This window comes from Ruegeria sediminis (genome assembly GCF_005938215.1).
Taxonomy (GTDB): Bacteria; Pseudomonadota; Alphaproteobacteria; order Rhodobacterales; family Rhodobacteraceae; genus Ruegeria; species Ruegeria sediminis.
The window spans coordinates 366,317-382,490 of record NZ_VCPD01000003.1; the positions used below are offsets into that span (position 1 = coordinate 366,317).

Consider the following 16,174-nt stretch of genomic DNA (forward strand, 5'->3'; position numbering starts at 1 on the left):
AAGGCCCGCGGCTCTCGGGTCAAATATCGGAGAGGAAGGCCCCCAATTCAAGACTTTCCGGCGCCAAGTTGTACGAAAAACTCATCAACTCGGAATGGCGCGGCAAATCAATACCAGGTCTCGGGCGCATCCCAGATCGGGCGGCGTGCCTCGCGTCGGGCTTCGGTCCTGTTCAGACCGATATCGTTCAGGGCGCGGTCGTCCAATCGGGCGAGCGCACGCCGCTGGCGCCAGACGGAAATTGCGTTCCGAAGCGCGCCAAGGCGGGAAACGCGGGCGGGGCGGCAGGGATGGGAGGCGGTGGTCAGTGACATGGCGTGCTCCTTTTCTGGATTGGTGATGCTTTTCCTTTTTGCATCAAATTCCTTGATCTATATGGGGCAAGGTGCTTCATTGTGAAAGCGAATGTTTATGATGGATAACATCAAGGAGTGTGATGATGCGGAATCTGGACATCACCACGTTGCGGTCCTTCGTGGCCGTGGCCGACCATGGCGGCGTGACCCGGGCGGCCGGATTTCTGCATCTGACGCAATCCGCCGTGTCCATGCAGCTCAAGCGGCTGGAGGAGTTGCTGGGGCTGGAGTTGCTGGACCGCAGCGGCCGGACGATCGCACTCACCGCGTCCGGAGAGCAGTTGCTTGCCTATGCCCGCCGGATGGTCGCATTGAACGACGAGGTGATCGGGCGGCTGACCGACCAGGCCTTTGAGGGCGAGGTGGTGCTGGGGGTGCCGCATGACATCGTCTATCCGGCGATCCCGCGCGTGCTGCAACGGTTCAGCGCCGACTTTCCGCGGGTCAAGGTACAGCTGATCTCATCCTACTCCTTGCAGTTGAAGGAGATGTTTCAGCGCGGCGAATGCGACCTGATCCTGACGACCGAGGCGGCGGGCGCCGAGGGATCGGAAACGGTGGCGGATCTGCCGCTGCGCTGGATCGGCGCGCCAGGCGGATGCGCGTGGCGGCAACGCCCGTTGCGGCTGGCCGTCGGGCGGCGCTGCATGTTCCGCCCGCAGATGATCGCCGCGCTCGACGCCGCCGACATCCCGTGGGAACTGGCGGTCGAGACCGAAAACGACCGCGCGATCGAGGCCACGGTCAGCGCCGATCTGGCGGTCCATGCCATGCTGGAGGGGACCGAGGCCGCGCATCTCGAACAGATCGAGTCCGGCGGCGCCCTTCCGGAACTGCCGGCCCACGTGATCAACCTCTATGGCGGAGAGCCGGGGCGCGGCGCGGTCGTCGAGGCGCTGGCGGATCTCGTGCGGCAGAACTTCCGGATGCTTCGGGCCAGGCAACTCAAGGCGGTGGCGGGGTAGGGGCGGCCGCCGTCAGGGCGTGATCACGACCTTGCCGGTGGATTTCCGTTCCTTCAGCAGGCCCATCCCCTCAGCCACCCGGTCCAGCGGCAGGACGTGGCTGATATGCGGCTTGATCCGGCCTTTGCCGTGCCAGCGGAAGAGGGTTTCAAAGCTGTTGCGCACAACCTCGGGCCTGAAGGTCAGGTAGCCGCCGATATAGACGCCGATGACGGTCAGGTTCTTGACCAGCAGGTGGTTGGCGGGGATCTGCGGCACCTCGCCCCCGGCGAAACCGATGGGCAGCAGACGCCCTTCGGGGTTGGTGGCCCGGAATGCGGCCTTGAAGACATCGCCCCCGATCGCGTCATAGACGACGTCGGCGCCTCCCAGCGCCCTGACCCTTTCACGCAGATCCTCGTCGGCGTCGATCAGGTGATCTGCCCCGGCGGCCCGGGCCACGGCAAGCTTGTCCGCGCCCCTCGCCTGGGCGATCACCGTCGCACCCATCAGCTTGCCGACCTCGACCGCGGTCAGACCGACCCCGCCCGCCGCGCCGGTGACCAGCAGGTTTTCGCCCGGCCGCAGCCGCGCGCGGTGCTCCAGCGCGATGTGGCTGGTCCCGTAGGCGATCTGGATGGCTGCCGCGTCCTCGAAGCTCATCGTCTCGGGCAGGGCGATCGCGCGCTCGGCGTCGAATACGCCGAAATCCGCCAATCCGCCCTGACCGGAATAGACCGCGATTCGGTCTCCGGGCTTCAGATGCGTTACATTTGTCCCCACTTTGTCGACAATGCCCGCGGTTTCCATGCCGAGCGTGAACGGAGGCGCGGGGGTGTCCTGATAGGTTCCGCGCTGCATCAGCAGGTCGGCGAAGTTCAACCCGCAGGCGCGGATGGCCACGCGCACCTGTCCGTCACCCGGTTCCGGCAAGTCGGTTTCGATCAGTTCCGGGGCGGCTCCGGCGGCTTGGATCTGGTAAGAACGCATCGGTTTTCCTTGGGTTTTGCGTATACACCGCGGGAAATGCGCGATTGTCAATTCGGTTCCCTGCCGCGCCAGGGTTCGAAACGGGGCGGTTGCGGTCCGACCTTGTTGATGGGGTGGAAACAATGCCTTGGCCGCACTATGCGACACAACCACAAACCTCCATTTGCGGATTGCGATTCAACCTTCTTGAAAAACGACAGGAATTTCGCAATATTCAGCACTGGTGCAGTTCGGGATGCATTACCGGAATTAGTGGGTTCTTAATCGGTCGCTCGCTACTCTGGCTCTAGTCGCTGTTGGTGATAGTGCCCGGACGGTTGTCAGTGTAGCAGAGGAGAAATGCCATGACCCATCCCGTCGATGTCCATGTGGGCAAACGTGTCCGGCACCGCCGCTGGCTGATCGGCATGACGCAGCAGCAGCTGGCCGAACAGGTCGGGATCAAGTTCCAGCAGATCCAGAAATACGAAACCGGCGCCAACCGGATCAGCGCATCCCGCCTTTGGGACATCGCCGAGGCTCTGGACGTGCCGGTCAGCTTTTTCTTCGAAGGTCTCGACGAAGCCCACAAGGACACGCATGACAAGAAGAACGTTCCCGCCGATCTGATGGGCGACAAGGAAGCGCTCGATCTCGTCCGGTCCTACTATGCGATCCCCGAAAACCAGCGCCGCCGCCTGTTCGAACTGGCCCGCGTGCTGAGCGAAGTGGCCTGATCCGACCGTCTTGACTTTCCGGGTCGCTGCGCGCACGGGTAGGCCATGCGAAATACCCCGCTCAGTGACCTTGAGGTCGCGGAACTGTTGGCGGACGCCGCGCGCGCGGCGATCCTGCCCCATTTCCGGCAGGCCGGACTGGAAACCGAAAGCAAGCTCGAGGCCGGTTTCGACCCGGTTACGGTCGCCGACCGCGCCGCCGAAGAGGTCATGCGCGATCTGCTGTCCACGCATCGCCCGGCCGACGGCATCTGGGGCGAGGAGTTCGGGCAGAGCGCGGGCAAAAGCGGCCGGACCTGGGTGCTCGACCCGATCGACGGCACCCGTGGATTCATCAGCGGCACACCGACCTGGGGCGTGCTGATCGCGCTGACCGAGGGTGCGGGCCCGGTTCTTGGCGTGATCGACCAGCCCTATATCGGTGAACGCTTCGTCGGCATGGCCGGAATGGCGCATGCGACCGGCCCGGCGGGAAAGATGCCGCTGCGCACCCGGCCGACACGGTCGCTGGATCAGGCGATCCTGTTCACCACGTTTCCCGAAGTCGGCACGGCCGAAGAAGGCGCCGCCTTTCGTGCGGTGTCCGACCGGGTGAAGCTGACGCGATACGGCATGGATTGCTATGCCTATGCGCTGCTGGCCGCCGGGCAGGTCGATCTGGTGATCGAGGCGGGCCTGAATGCCTATGACATTCAGGCGCCGATCGCGGTGATCGAGGCGGCGGGGGGCGTCGTGACGGATTGGCGGGGCGGCCCGGCGCATCACGGCGGGCGGGTGCTGGCGGCGGCCAATGCCGACATTCAAGCCTCGGCGCTGGAGATCCTGCGCCGGTTCTGAACCCGCTTGCCAGCGTCCGGGCCGGAGGTTAGCCTGACGATGCCGGTTCTTGAGCCCGTTTTCCGCCGGCCAGCACACTTCTTGCACGAGACGGGCGCTTGCAGGAGTGTGAAGCCATGACCGAAATCCTCATACGAAACGCCGATACCATCCTGACCATGGATGACGGCCGCCGCGAACTTCACGGCGCCGACATCCTTATCCGCGGCGGCCAGATCGCCGAAATCGGCAAGGATCTGGCGAGCCCGGGCGAAATCCAAGACGCCTCGGGATGCGTGGTCACGCCCGGCCTCGTCAATACCCATCACCACCTCTACCAGAGCCTCACCCGGGCGGTGCCCGGCGGGCAGGACGCGCTGCTGTTCGGCTGGCTGCGGACGCTCTATCCCATATGGGCCCGTTTCGGGCCCGAGGATATGTTCGTCTCGGCCCAGATCGGCCTCGCGGAACTGGCCCTGTCGGGCTGCACGCTGAGTTCGGACCACCTTTACCTCTATCCGGGCGGGTCGCGCCTTGACGACACCATCGCGGCGGCGGCCGAGCTGGGGATCAGGTTCCACCCGACCCGCGGCGCCATGAGCATCGGCGAAAGCGATGGGGGGTTGCCTCCGGACAGCCTGGTGGAACGCGAAGACGCGATCCTGAATGACATGATCCGCGTCGTCGACGCCTTTCACGACCCGTCCGAGGGGGCGATGTGCCGAGTGGGGCTTGCGCCGTGCTCGCCCTTCTCGGTCAGCCGGGACCTGATGCGCGATGCGGCGGTTCTGGCGCGCGACAAGGGCGTGATGCTGCACACGCATCTGGCCGAGAATGACGAGGACATCGCCTATTCCGAGGCGCAGTTCGGCTGTCGCCCCGGCCAATATGCCGAGGATCTGGGCTGGACCGGCCCCGATGTCTGGCACGCGCATTGCGTGAAACTGGACGGGCACGAGATCGGCCTGTTCGCGAGGTCCGGAACCGGGGTGGCGCATTGCCCCTGTTCGAACTGCCGCCTCGGGTCGGGCATCGCGCCAGTGCGGGCGATGCGGGACGCGGGCGTGCGGGTCGCGCTGGGCGTCGACGGCTCGGCTTCGAACGACAGCGGCAACCTGATCGCCGAGGCCCGCCAGGCCATGCTGCTGCAACGGGTGGCGCAAGACGCGGACGCCATGTCCGCCCGCGAGGCGCTGGAGATCGCGACCCGCGGCGGCGCCGATGTGTTGAACCGCCCGGATTGCGGGCGGTTGGAGCCCGGCAAACGCGCCGACATCGCGATCTGGGACACCAGCGGCATCGACAGCGCCGGCAGTTGGGATCCGGCGGCGCTGCTGCTGGCCGGTCCGACCCGCGTCAGGCACCTGTTCGTCGAAGGCCGCCAGATCGTCCGCGACGGTCAGATCGCGACGATCGACCTGCCGGCGTTGATCGAACGCCAGAACCGCCTGGCCCGCGCTCTGCAAGCCTAGCCACGCCCAGCCTTCATCTTTTTGGCAAATACTCCCGCCGGAGGCACGCGCCGCAAGGCGCGTCGCTTCAGCCCGTGACGCGCCGTCCGCCGATCCACACCTCGGCCACCGCCCGGTCGTCACCCATCATGATTGTGGGAAAGACGGCCTCCCACAGGTCCTGGGCGCGTTCCGACCGCTGGGCGATGGCGGGTGTCGAGGCGAGGTCCAGCACGACCAGATCCGCTTCCATCCCGGCAGCGACGTTCCCGATCGCGTCATCCATCCGCAGCGCCCGGGCCGAACCGACGGTCGCCAGCCACAGCAATTGCGCCGAATGCAGCGGCACCCCGCGCAACTGCCCGATCTCATAGGCCGCGGCCATCGTGCGAAGCATGGAAAAGCTCGATCCGCCGCCCGTGTCGGTCGCCAGCCCGATGCGATGGCCCCGGGACATCAGCCCGGCCATGTCGAACAGGCCCGAACCGATGAAGGTGTTCGAGGTGGGGCAATGGATCAGCGCCGCGTCCACCTCGCGCAGCCTGTCGCGTTCGCGCGGTTCCAGATGGATGGCGTGACCGTATAGGCCGCGCCCGCCCAGCAGGCCGAAGCTTTCGTAGGTGTCCAGATAGTCGCGTGCGGACGGGAACAGCGATCTGACCCATTCGATCTCGTCGGTCTGTTCGCTCAGGTGGGTCTGCATCAGGCAGTCCGGATGTTCAGCCCAGAGTGCGCCCATGGCCTCGAGCTGCTCGGGCGTCGAAGTCGGAGAGAAGCGCGGCGTGATGGCGTAGGACAGCCGGTCCACCCCGTGCCATTTCTGCAAGAGCGCCTTGGACTGGTCATAGGCGGTCCGCACGGTGTCGCGCAGCCCTTCGGGCGCGTTGCGGTCCATGCAGGTCTTGCCGGCGACGACGCGTTGCCCGCGCGACTGCGCCTCGGCGAAGAAGGCGTCCACGCTTTCGGGATGGATGGTGCAGAAGCTGCACATGGTCGTGGTCCCGTGGGCCGCGGTCAGGTCCAGGTAGCGGGCGGCGATCCCGGCGGCGTAATCGGGCGCGGCGAATTTCATCTCTTCCGGAAAGGTATAGCTGTTCAGCCAATCGATCAGCCGCTTGCCCCAGCTGGCGATCATGGCCGTCTGCGGATAGTGGACATGCGCGTCGACGAAACCCGCGAGGATCAGCTTTTCCCCGTGATCCGTCACTTCGGCCCCGGGATGGGCCCTGGCAAGGTCCTGCGCGCCGCCGACCGCCGCAATCCTGCCGCCGGACAGAACCACGGCCTCGTTCACTTGCACCGCGTCCTCCGGTTCGGCCTCGAAGGGCGATCCGGTGAAGGACAGAACGCGCCCTTTCAGAAGGGTATCCTGCGCCATCTCGTCTTGATCTCCGCCTGTTTGGAACCGGTCCTCAGCATAGGTGGCGGGAAGATGCGGGTAAATCGCGCTATTGTCATTGTTTTCAGGTAGCAGCTTCTTCTATTTAAGGGCCAATCAACGAGAAAGGGGCAGCGCATGACGACAGGCGATGACACCGCTGGCACCGAACAATCCCGCGATGACGATGCCTATGCGCTGGACCGGAAGACCGTGGCGGCGATCCTCTACGCGGTGGACATCGAGGATCGGGACAAGCTTACCGAACTGATGGAGCCGCTGTACGCCGCGGACATCGCCGACCTTCTGGAACAGATCAACCCCTACGACAGAACCCGGCTGATCCGCCTTTACGACCGCGAGTTCGACGGCGAGATCCTGTCGGAACTCGAAGAAGGCGTCCGCGAAGAGGTGATCCGCGTCCTGTCTCCGGACGTTCTGGCCGAAGCCGTCCGCGATCTTGACAGCGACGATGTGGTCGATCTGCTGGAAGATCTGGACGAACCTGAACAGAAGGCCATTCTGGGGGTTCTCGAGGATGCCGAAAGGGTGGCGGCGCAAAAGGCGCTGTCCTACCCGGAAAACTCGGCCGGGCGCCTCATGCAGCGCGAAGTGGTCATGGCGCCCGAGCACTGGACGGTGGGGCAGGCCATCGATTTCCTGCGCGCCAGCGACGACCTGCCCGAGCAGTTCTACCACATCATCCTGGTGGACCCGCGGCTCAAGCCGATTTCCTATGTGAGCCTGGGCAAGCTGATGGGAACCCGGCGCGAGGTGCCTCTCAAGGACATCGCGGAAGAGGATTTCCACGTCATTCCCATCGACCAGGACGAAGAAGACGTGGCCTATGCGTTCAACCAGTACCACCTGATCTCGGCCCCGGTCGTGGATCAGGATGGCCGGCTGGTCGGCGTCATCACCATCGATGACGCCATGATCGTGCTGGACGAAGAATACGAAGAGGACATGCTGAGGCTGGCCGGCGTCAGCGACGACAGTTCGCTGTCCGACAGCGTGGCGACAACAAGCAGGCGCCGCCTGCCGTGGCTTGCGGTGAACCTGATTTCGGCCATCTGCGCCTCTCTGGTGATTTCCCAGTTCGAAGCCGAGATCGATCAATTGGTGGCTCTGGCGATCCTGATGCCTATCGTTGCATCCATGGGCGGCAACGCGGGAACGCAGTCCCTGACGGTGGCTGTCCGCGCGCTTGCCACGCGCGACCTGACCGGCTCGAACGTGGCGCGCGTGATCCGGCGGGAACTGATGGTCGGGATGCTCAACGGGTTGTGTTTCGCGATCGTGCTCGGGACCGTGGGGATGATGTGGTTCGCTTCTCCGATGCTTGGTGTCGTGATCGGCTCGGCTCTGGTCGTGAACATGATCATCGCGGGCTTTGCGGGTACGGTAGTACCTGTCGTGCTGGACCGTCTGGGCGTTGACCCGGCGCTGGCTTCGGGAACCTTCGTGACCACGACCACGGACGTCATGGGGTTCTTTATTTTTCTTGGGCTTGCCAGCGTGGTGTTGCTGTGACCGAAACGACTGATCTGACCGAAGTGAAGGCCGCCGCGCGCAAGGCCGCCTTTGCCCGCCGCAAGCTGGCATTCGAAAGCCGCCCGCCGGGCGCCGCCGGCCGGCTGTCCGAAGTGCTGGCCGGTTATCGCGGCGTGCCCCTGTCGGGTTATGTGCCGATCCGAACTGAAATCGATCCCCTGCCGGCCATGGCCGAGGCCGCGGCCCATGGCCCGGTCGGCGTGCCGGTTATCCAGGGGCCGGGGCAGGCGTTGCGCTTTTCCCGATGGACCCCGGAAGGCCCCATGAAGGACGGGCCGTTCGGCGCGCGGGTGCCGGTGGCGGACGACTATTTCGATCCCGAAATCCTGATTGTTCCGCTGGTGGCCTTTGACGCGCAGGGCAGCAGGTTGGGGTATGGCGGCGGGTTCTATGACCGCACGCTGGAAGGTCTGCGCGCCAAAAGGCCGACGCTTGCCATCGGATTCGCCTTTGACGCGCAGGAGGCCGATCGCCTGCCGGTGGAACCGACCGACCAGCGGCTCGACATGATCGTCACCGAAAGCCGGGTGCTGAGTTTCTGAACGTCAGTTCTCGAAATGGCTCCGCAGGAACTCCCACGCGTCGAGTTCCTGCCCGTCCGGCAGGATGCAGACGCCGTATTCGCTGCCATCCGCGTCCTTGCGGATCTGGTATTCCCCGTCATTCTCGACGCAGAAGGTGGCCGCCGGATTGGCCATGGACGTCTTGGTCTCGGGGGCCGACTTGGCGTAGGCGGCGCTGGCCATCACGGTGAGGACGGCGAAGCAGAGAATGGTTTTCATCGAACGGATCCTTGATGGTTTGATTACGTCAGGTTGCAGCCGCCCGCAAAAATTTCAACCCCACGGCAAATTCAGGTCAGCCCAATTCCAAACACGGCCATGCCGCCACGGCGTCTGTTCCCGCTTGTCCTTGCCACACGCAACGCCTAGGACGGATGCCCATGAAGATACTGTTTCTTGGTGATGTCATGGGCCGCGCCGGGCGCGCCGCCGTGCAAGAGCATCTGCCGCGCCTGCGCAAGGAGTGGCGGCTCGACTTCGTCGTGGTCAATGGCGAGAACGCCTCGAACGGCATGGGGCTCAGCGGCGAGCACGCCAAGCTGCTGCTCGAGGCCGGGGCCGATTGCCTGACGCTTGGGGATCACGCCTTCGACCAGAAGGACATGCTGCAGTTCATCGAGACCGAGCCGCGCATCGTGCGGCCGCTCAACTACGCCAAGGGCGCGCCGGGGCGGGGCCATCGCCTGTATGCTGCGCCCGGCGGGCGCAAGGTGCTGGTGGTGCAGGTGCTGGGGCAGGTGTTCATGAAACGGCCCTTTGACGATCCGTTCTCGGCCATCGAGCCCGTGCTTAAGTCGCATCCGCGCGGCGGCCAGGCGCAGGCGGTGATCGTCGACATGCATTGCGAGGCGACCTCGGAAAAGATGGCGATGGGGCACTACTGCGACGGCCGGGCCAGTCTGGTCGTAGGCACGCACACGCATGTTCCGACGGCGGACGCGCAGGTGCTTGCGGGCGGAACCGGGTATCTCAGCGACGCGGGCATGTGCGGCGATTATGATTCGGTGATCGGGATGGACAAGAAAGAGCCGATGCGCCGCTTCATCACCGGCATGGCCAAGGCGCGGTTCACGCCCGCGACCGGCGAGGCGACCCTGTCGGGTGTCCTTGTCGAGACCGACGACCGGACCGGGGCCGCCAATTCGGTGCGCATGGTGCGTGTCGGTGGCCGGCTGGAGCAGGCAGGACCCTGAAGCCGATCCTGCCTGACGCAGGATGGGCTTGCCCGCCGCCCGGCAATGCGTGAAACTGCCCGACGGGCGATTGGTCCAGGCAAGAGTATCGGGCAGAATACCGCGAATGCATCTCCTCCAGCTTTCAGATACCGGCAGCGCAATCCTCGCGCTGGTCATCGTCGCGGCCATGTTTGTCATGTTCCTGCGCGAAATATACCCGACCGAAGTGGTGGCCATCGTCGGCGTGGCGCTGATGCTGGTGACCGGGGTGCTGCCCTACCAGAACGGCCTGGCCGTGCTGGCGAACCCGGCGCCCTGGACCATCGCGGCGATGTTCATCATCATGGGCGCCCTGGTCAGGACCGGGGCGCTTGACGCCTTCACGTCACAGGCGCAGAAGCAGGCGCAGACCAACCCCCGCATTGCCATCGCGCTGCTGATGGGGTTCGTCGTGATCGCCTCGGCCTTCGTTTCGAACACGCCTGTGGTCGTGGTTATGATCCCGGTCTTCGTGCAGATCGCCCGCACGCTGAACGTACCGGCCTCGAAGCTGCTGATCCCGCTCAGCTACGCGGCGATCCTTGGCGGTACGCTTACGCTGATCGGAACCTCGACGAACCTCTTGGTGGACGGTGTGGCCCGCGCCCAGGGCCTGACCGCCTTCACGATTTTCGAGGTCACGCCGCTTGGGATCATCCTGGTGGCATACGGGATGCTCTACCTGCGTTTCGTCTCGCCGCATCTGCTGCCCGAACGCGACAGCATGGCGACGATGCTGAGCGACCGGTCCAAGATGAAGTTCTTCACCGAGGCGGTCATTCCCCCGGACAGCAACCTGATCGGGCGCGAGGTGACGGGCGTCCAGTTGTTCAAGCGCCCGGGCGTCCGGCTGATCGACGTGATCCGCGGCGACGAATCGCTGCGCCGCAACCTGAAAGGCGTCGAGTTGCAGGTCGGCGACCGCGTCGTGCTGCGCACCCAGATGACCGAACTCCTGAGTTTGCAGAGCAACAAGGAACTCAAGCGCGTGGACCAGGTTTCGGCGGTCGAAACCAGGACGGTCGAAGTGCTGATCACGCCGGGCTGCCGGATGGTGGGGCGCACGCTTGGCGCGATGCGCTTGCGGCGGCGCTATGGCGTCTACGTTCTGGCCGTTCACAGGCGCAACCAGAACATCGGACGGCAGCTGGATCAGCTGGTGGTCCGCGTGGGGGATACGCTGCTGCTGGAAGGTTCGCCCGCGGACATCCAGAGGCTTGCGGCGGACATGGACATGGTGGACGTGTCGCAACCCTCGGGACGGGCCTACCGGCGCGGCCATGCCCCCATCGCGATCGCGTCCCTGATGGGGATCGTGCTGCTGGCGGCGCTGGGCGTCGCGCCGATCCTGTTGCTGTCGGTCCTGGCGGTGGCGATCGTGCTGGTCACGCGCTGCATCGATGCCGACGAGGCGTTTTCGTTCGTCGAAGGCCGCCTGCTGGCACTGATCTTCGCCATGCTCGCGATCGGCGCGGCGCTGGAAAGCTCGGGCGCCGTCGAACTGATCGTCAATGCCCTGGCGCCGGGCCTGACCATGGTGCCGCCCTTCATGGTCGTCTGGGCGGTGTACCTGCTGACGTCGGTCCTGACCGAGCTTGTGTCGAACAATGCGGTCGCCGTCGTGGTCACCCCCATCGCCATCGGGCTGGCGCAGGCCGTCGGCGTCGATCCGCGCCCGCTGGTGGTGGCGGTCATGGTGGCGGCGTCGGCGTCGTTCGCGACGCCCATCGGCTATCAGACCAACATGATGGTCTACGGTCCCGGGGGGTACAAATTCACCGATTTCATGCGCGTCGGCATTCCGCTGAACCTGTCGGTGGGATTGCTGGCGTCGTTGCTGATACCGCTCATCTGGCCGCTCTGACCCCCGGCATCGGGCAGCGCATTACCGCCGATCCCGGCCGCCGCGGGTTGAATTCGCGTGGGATTGCACGATCTTGGACATGCTGCCGTAGAGAGAAAAGGGTTGTCGATCATGCGTGTACAGGGAGTGTTTGCTGCGGGTTTGGCCGGGTTTCTGATCTGGGCCGGAGGGTATGACATGGCACAGGCCGGAACGGTTCAGGGCACCGCAACCTATCGCGAACGCATCGCCGTGCCGCCGGGCGCGGTCCTGGAGGTCGCCCTGATGGATGTGTCGCTGGCCGATGCTCCTGCGGTGGTTCTGTCGTCGCAACGCTATGCGCTGAAGGGCGTTCCCGCCGAATTCCAACTCAGCTATGACGACGCGCTGATCGCCAAGAACATGAGCTATGTCGTCCGGGCCTCGATCCGTGAGGCGGGGAAACTGCTCTTCACCACCGACACCGCCTATCCGGTGTTGACCCGTGGGGCCGGGGACACCGTCGATCTGGTGCTGGTCAGGGTCGCCGAGGAACGAGCGGCGGTTCTGGACAACACGACATGGCAGGCGACCGAGCTGAACGGCCAGGCGCTGGAGGTCGAGAAAAAGCCCGAGCTCGCCTTTGCCGAGGCGGGAGCGATCAGCGGCAACGCCGGGTGCAACCGGTTTTCCGGACAGGCCGAAATCGCCGAGGGCGAGATCAGCTTTCCCGGAAACATGGCCGTCACGATGATGGCCTGCCCGCCGCCCTATGACGAGATCGAACGGGACTTCCTGCAGACCCTGCCAACGGTTCAGGAATACTTCGTCGAAGGCGACCAACTGGTGCTGGCGAATGGCGCAGGGGATCTGGTCATGCGCTTCGAGGCCAAAAAGTAACGGTCCGCCTAAGGGCGTTCACCGGCGAACATCGGATCGAGAAAATGAACAAACTGGGCTTCCGGCGCAGCCGGATCGCGGGTCTTGTCGGGATTGGCGTGCTGGCGATCATGGCGGCCTGCGCGCCGTTCGAGCGCGGAACGGAGATGACCGGGGACCGCACGGACGCACCCGAGGTCGTCTCGCGCGATCTGCGGTTCTGGGCGGATGACCCGGCAGGGTCGTTGGCCGCGCATCTGCCGCGTGGCCGCGACGTGCGGGATGTTCTGGTCCTGTCAGGCGGCGGCCCGGACGGGGCGTTCGGAGCCGGTGTCCTGACCGGTTGGACGGCCAAGGGAACCCGCCCCGAATTCGATGTCGTCACCGGCGTCAGCATCGGGGCGATCATCGCGCCCTACGCCTTTCTCGGGCCCGACTATGACCGCCGGCTCGAGGATCTGGTCCTGAACCGCACGGGCAAGCTGAAGCGGCCGGAACTGCGGGTTTCGGGGCTTTTGTTCGATGCCGGGGCCTTCGAGCGCAACGCCCTGTCGAACCTGGTGCAAACCGTGCTGACCCCGGACGTGATCGCCGCGATCGCGCGCGAACACCGGGAGGGCAGGCGGTTGTTCGTCGCGACCACCGATCTGGATGCGCAGCGCGTGGCGGTCTGGGACATCGGCGCGATCGCACAAATCGGCGGCGCCGAAGCGACGCAGGCCATTCAGGGCATCTTTGTCGCGGCTGCGGCGATACCAGCCGCCTTCACGCCCGTTCAGGTCTCGGCGCCGTCGGTGCTTGGGATCCGGGACGAATTGCATGCCGATGCGGGCGTCATCACGCAGTTCTGGGCGCCCGACCCGCGCGTGATCCGGCGCGAGGGCGGCGCCGGTGCGACCTATCACATCATCGTCAACAACGCGGTCGAGGCGGATTTCGAGGTGATTCATCCCAATGCCGCCAGCCTGAGCGGGCGCGCCGTCACGACGCTGTTCCGCGCGGGGCTTCACGCGGATCTGGCGCTGACCGAAACGCTGCTGCGGCAGAGCGGGGCGAAGCTGTCGCTTGCCTATATCCGCCCGGACTGGCCGCTGGCCGCGCACGCGCTGGACTTCACTCAGAGGCATTTGCAGGAAATCTATGCGCTCGGGCAGGCGGCGGCCCGCGACGGGACGGTCTGGACAGGGCGTGTTCCCGAAGGCTTTCGCGCCATCCCGCGCTGAGTGCGATCCACTTGCGCGCGCGGGGGGCGAGGCTGGCGCGGATGTCGTGTCTCGCCTAACATCTGCGGGCATGGACACAGAAACCGGGATGCACCGATGCCGTTCCATTTCCTGCATTCGCGCCTGAGTGACGCGCCGCTCCACATTCCCGAGATCGGGTTGAAGCTGCATGTGCGGATGGAGCCCAGCGACAGCGACGGAAGCATGTCGATCATCGAAACCGAGAATGCGCCGGGTTTTGGTCCGCCGTTGCACCGGCACAGGGAAACCGAGATCTTCCGGGTTCTCGAAGGGAGATACCTGTACGAAATCGACGGAAAACGGTTCACCGCCGAAACCGGCGACGTGGTGACGATCCCCGGAGGCGCGGTCCATGCGTTCAGAAACGAGGCGTCGACGCCGTCACGGCAGCTTATCATGATCGTTCCGGGCCTGGACGCGGCTGCGTTTTTCTCGGGCCTTGCCGAAACGATGAAGGGCGGCAAACTGGATCCCGAATCCCTGAACGCCTTCAGCAGGAAGTGGCAGATCGAGTTCTTGGGCCCGCCGCTTTAGACGGGAAACGCCGGAACCCCTTGTCGGACCCGCCGTCAGGCGATCGCCCTGGATCTGCCCGCGTTGCGGCCCGAAAAGATGCATCCGCCGAGGAACGTGCCCTCGAGCGCGTTGTAGCCGTGATACCCGCCGCCGCCGAATCCCGCCACCTCGCCTGCGGCGAAAAGGCCGGGGACGACTTGCCCATTCGCGCCTATCATCTGGCTGTCCAGGTTGGTTTGCAGCCCGCCCAGCGTCTTTCGGGTCAGGATGTGCAGCTTCACCGCGATCAGCGGTCCGTTGGCCGGGTCCAGGAACCGGTGCGGCTTGGCGGTGCGGACCAGGCGGTCGCCGCGGTAGTTCCGCGCAGCATGGATCGCCATCATCTGCACGTCTTTCGAGAACGGGTTGTCGATCTGGGAATCCCGCGCCTCGATCTGGGCACGCAGGTGGGTTTCGTCGATCAGCCCCCCGCCGAGGCGGTTCATCGCTTCGACCAGTTCGGGCAGCGTGCCGGCGACGACGAAATCCTCGCCCTTTTCCTTGAAGGCCTCGACCGGCCCGGTCGCCCTGGAGCCCGAGAGGATGCGCTGGCGGATCACCTCCATCCAGCTGCCCGAGGTGAAATCCGGGTTCTGCTCGGAACCGGACAGGGCGAATTCCTTCTTGATCACCTTTTGCGTCAGCACGAACCAGCTGTATTCGTGTCCTGTCTTCAGGATTTCGCGCAGGGTGGCCAGCGTATCGAAGCCCGGCAGGCAGGGCGGCGGCAGCCGGTTGCCGCGCGCGTCGAACCACATGGAGCTTGGCCCCGGAATGATGCGGATGCCGTGTGCGGGCCAGATCGGGTCCCAGTTGCGCACGCCTTCGGTGTAATGCCACATGCGGTCGCCGTTGATCACGTGGCCGCCCGCCTGTTCGCTGACGGCGATCATCCGGCCATCGACGTGGAAGGGAACGCCCGCGACCATGTCCTGCGGTGGTTCGCCCAGCCGGTCGCGGGGCCAGTTCCTGCGCACCATCTCGAAATTTCCGCCGATCCCGCCCGAGGTCACGAGCACCGAGGGCGCGTGGATTTCGAACGCGCCGACCTGTTCCCGGTTGGTCTTCTGTCCGCGTGCGGCGGCGTCCTCGGCGAGGATCTCGCCCGATACTCCGGCTGCGGCGCCGTTCTGCATGACGATCCGGCTGACCTGATGTCGAAAGCGCAGTTCGATCAGACCGGCATCGACATGCGCGCGCACGCGGTTTTCAAAGTGCTGCACCACTCCGGGACCGGTGCCCCAGGTTATGTGAAAGCGCGGGACCGAGTTGCCGTGGCCGTCGGCATAGGTTCCGCCGCGTTCGGCCCAACCCACGACAGGAAACCAGCGGAACCCCATCTGGTGCAGCCAGGGCCGCATTTCACCCGCGGCGAACTCGACAAAGGCCTCGGCCCACTTCCGGGGCCAGTCATCCTCGGGGCGGTCGAACCTGGCGCTGCCCATCCAGTCGCGCAACGCCAGGTCGTGGCTGTCCCTGATGCCCATGCGCCGCTGTTCGGGGGTATCGACCATGAACAGGCCGCCGAGGCTCCAGAACGCCTGGCCGCCAAGGAAACCTTCGGGTTCCTGGTCCAGCACGATCACCCGTTTGCCCCGGTCGCCCAGTTCGGCGGCAGCGGCCAGTCCGGCCAGTCCGGCGCCGACGACGATCGCGTCCGCAGAGTTTGAGGTCATGCCGCTTCCTCCCTTA

Annotated in this window: 16 protein-coding genes; 11 read left to right on the forward strand and 5 right to left on the reverse strand. The window is 65.3% G+C overall.

All coding sequences use genetic code 11. From position 1 onward, the window contains the following. Positions 1-107: 107 nt before the first annotated feature. Positions 108-314, reverse strand: coding sequence for a DUF1127 domain-containing protein (locus tag FGK63_RS10255; protein WP_138841824.1), 207 nt, complete (start codon positions 312-314; stop codon positions 108-110). A gap of 122 nt (positions 315-436) precedes the next feature. Between FGK63_RS10255 and FGK63_RS10260 the strand changes: the two genes are divergently transcribed. Next, positions 437-1,321 (forward strand): LysR family transcriptional regulator, encoded by an 885-nt coding sequence (locus FGK63_RS10260; protein WP_171052621.1) that lies wholly within the window; start codon positions 437-439, stop codon positions 1,319-1,321. Positions 1,322-1,333: 12 nt separating this feature from the next. Here the strand turns inward: FGK63_RS10260 and FGK63_RS10265 are convergent, their stop codons facing one another. After that, entirely contained in the window at positions 1,334-2,290 is a 957-nt protein-coding gene (locus tag FGK63_RS10265) for an NADPH:quinone oxidoreductase family protein (protein WP_138841828.1), read from the reverse strand. 344 nt (positions 2,291-2,634) lie between these two features. Here FGK63_RS10265 and FGK63_RS10270 point away from each other — a divergent pair, with 344 nt between their 5' ends. The 3 genes from FGK63_RS10270 (at position 2,635) to FGK63_RS10280 (ending at position 5,294) form a co-directional block, all read left to right on the forward strand. Then, entirely contained in the window at positions 2,635-3,006 is a 372-nt protein-coding gene (locus FGK63_RS10270) for a helix-turn-helix domain-containing protein (RefSeq protein ID WP_138841830.1), read from the forward strand. A 45-nt stretch (positions 3,007-3,051) separates the two neighbouring features. Beyond that, positions 3,052-3,843 (forward strand): histidinol-phosphatase, encoded by a 792-nt coding sequence (gene hisN, locus FGK63_RS10275; protein WP_138841832.1) that lies wholly within the window; start codon positions 3,052-3,054, stop codon positions 3,841-3,843. 116 nt (positions 3,844-3,959) lie between these two features. Beyond that, positions 3,960-5,294, forward strand: coding sequence for an 8-oxoguanine deaminase (locus FGK63_RS10280; RefSeq protein WP_138841834.1), 1,335 nt, complete (start codon positions 3,960-3,962; stop codon positions 5,292-5,294). Positions 5,295-5,361: 67 nt separating this feature from the next. On the opposite strand, the gene guaD is transcribed toward FGK63_RS10280, so the two are convergent. Beyond that, positions 5,362-6,651, reverse strand: coding sequence for a guanine deaminase (gene guaD / locus FGK63_RS10285; RefSeq protein WP_138841836.1), 1,290 nt, complete (start codon positions 6,649-6,651; stop codon positions 5,362-5,364). Positions 6,652-6,789: 138 nt separating this feature from the next. Here guaD and mgtE point away from each other — a divergent pair, with 138 nt between their 5' ends. Both mgtE and FGK63_RS10295 read left to right on the forward strand, forming a co-directional pair. Further along, the gene (gene mgtE / locus FGK63_RS10290; protein ID WP_138841838.1) at positions 6,790-8,184 is read left to right on the forward strand and encodes a magnesium transporter; all 1,395 of its coding nucleotides are present in this window, start codon (positions 6,790-6,792) and stop codon (positions 8,182-8,184) included. Continuing rightward, on the forward strand, positions 8,181-8,747 hold the full coding sequence (locus tag FGK63_RS10295; RefSeq protein WP_138841840.1) for a 5-formyltetrahydrofolate cyclo-ligase: 567 nt from the start codon (positions 8,181-8,183) through the stop codon (positions 8,745-8,747). Before mgtE ends, FGK63_RS10295 begins: the two co-directional genes overlap by 4 nt. 3 nt (positions 8,748-8,750) lie before the next feature. On the opposite strand, the gene FGK63_RS10300 is transcribed toward FGK63_RS10295, so the two are convergent. Next, entirely contained in the window at positions 8,751-8,987 is a 237-nt protein-coding gene (locus FGK63_RS10300) for a putative hemolysin (RefSeq protein WP_138841842.1), read from the reverse strand. Positions 8,988-9,148: 161 nt separating this feature from the next. On the opposite strand from FGK63_RS10300, the gene FGK63_RS10305 reads away from it, so the two are divergent. From FGK63_RS10305 to FGK63_RS10325, 5 genes are all read left to right on the forward strand, one after another. Further along, positions 9,149-9,961 carry a TIGR00282 family metallophosphoesterase gene (locus FGK63_RS10305; RefSeq protein ID WP_138841844.1) on the forward strand — a complete coding sequence of 271 codons (813 nt, stop codon included), beginning with the start codon at positions 9,149-9,151 and terminating at the stop codon, positions 9,959-9,961. 106 nt (positions 9,962-10,067) lie between these two features. Beyond that, on the forward strand, positions 10,068-11,846 hold the full coding sequence (locus FGK63_RS10310) for an SLC13 family permease (RefSeq protein ID WP_138841846.1): 1,779 nt from the start codon (positions 10,068-10,070) through the stop codon (positions 11,844-11,846). Between the two features lie 111 nt (positions 11,847-11,957). Next, complete coding sequence (locus FGK63_RS10315) at positions 11,958-12,704, forward strand: YbaY family lipoprotein (RefSeq protein ID WP_246044000.1); 747 nt, start codon at positions 11,958-11,960, stop codon at positions 12,702-12,704. Between the two features lie 44 nt (positions 12,705-12,748). Next, positions 12,749-13,906, forward strand: coding sequence for a patatin-like phospholipase family protein (locus FGK63_RS10320; protein ID WP_138841848.1), 1,158 nt, complete (start codon positions 12,749-12,751; stop codon positions 13,904-13,906). Positions 13,907-14,002: 96 nt separating this feature from the next. Then, entirely contained in the window at positions 14,003-14,461 is a 459-nt protein-coding gene (locus FGK63_RS10325; RefSeq protein ID WP_138841850.1) for a cupin domain-containing protein, read from the forward strand. 35 nt (positions 14,462-14,496) lie between these two features. Here FGK63_RS10325 and FGK63_RS10330 read toward each other — a convergent pair whose 3' ends face one another. Further along, positions 14,497-16,158, reverse strand: a complete 1,662-nt coding sequence (locus FGK63_RS10330; RefSeq protein WP_138841852.1) for an FAD-binding dehydrogenase — start codon at positions 16,156-16,158, stop codon at positions 14,497-14,499. Positions 16,159-16,174: the final 16 nt, after the last annotated feature.

Coding starts and splice junctions, on each gene's coding strand:
- FGK63_RS10330 (WP_138841852.1), bottom strand. CDS start 16,158: ATGACCTCAAACTCTGCGGACGCGATCGTCGTCGGCGCCGGACTGGCC.
- FGK63_RS10265 (WP_138841828.1), bottom strand. CDS start 2,290: ATGCGTTCTTACCAGATCCAAGCCGCCGGAGCCGCCCCGGAACTGATC.
- FGK63_RS10325 (WP_138841850.1), top strand. CDS start 14,003: ATGCCGTTCCATTTCCTGCATTCGCGCCTGAGTGACGCGCCGCTCCAC.
- FGK63_RS10260 (WP_171052621.1), top strand. CDS start 437: ATGATGCGGAATCTGGACATCACCACGTTGCGGTCCTTCGTGGCCGTG.
- hisN (WP_138841832.1), top strand. CDS start 3,052: ATGCGAAATACCCCGCTCAGTGACCTTGAGGTCGCGGAACTGTTGGCG.
- FGK63_RS10315 (WP_246044000.1), top strand. CDS start 11,958: ATGCGTGTACAGGGAGTGTTTGCTGCGGGTTTGGCCGGGTTTCTGATC.
- FGK63_RS10280 (WP_138841834.1), top strand. CDS start 3,960: ATGACCGAAATCCTCATACGAAACGCCGATACCATCCTGACCATGGAT.
- FGK63_RS10270 (WP_138841830.1), top strand. CDS start 2,635: ATGACCCATCCCGTCGATGTCCATGTGGGCAAACGTGTCCGGCACCGC.
- FGK63_RS10320 (WP_138841848.1), top strand. CDS start 12,749: ATGAACAAACTGGGCTTCCGGCGCAGCCGGATCGCGGGTCTTGTCGGG.
- mgtE (WP_138841838.1), top strand. CDS start 6,790: ATGACGACAGGCGATGACACCGCTGGCACCGAACAATCCCGCGATGAC.
- FGK63_RS10310 (WP_138841846.1), top strand. CDS start 10,068: ATGCATCTCCTCCAGCTTTCAGATACCGGCAGCGCAATCCTCGCGCTG.
- FGK63_RS10255 (WP_138841824.1), bottom strand. CDS start 314: ATGTCACTGACCACCGCCTCCCATCCCTGCCGCCCCGCCCGCGTTTCC.
- guaD (WP_138841836.1), bottom strand. CDS start 6,651: ATGGCGCAGGATACCCTTCTGAAAGGGCGCGTTCTGTCCTTCACCGGA.
- FGK63_RS10300 (WP_138841842.1), bottom strand. CDS start 8,987: ATGAAAACCATTCTCTGCTTCGCCGTCCTCACCGTGATGGCCAGCGCC.
- FGK63_RS10305 (WP_138841844.1), top strand. CDS start 9,149: ATGAAGATACTGTTTCTTGGTGATGTCATGGGCCGCGCCGGGCGCGCC.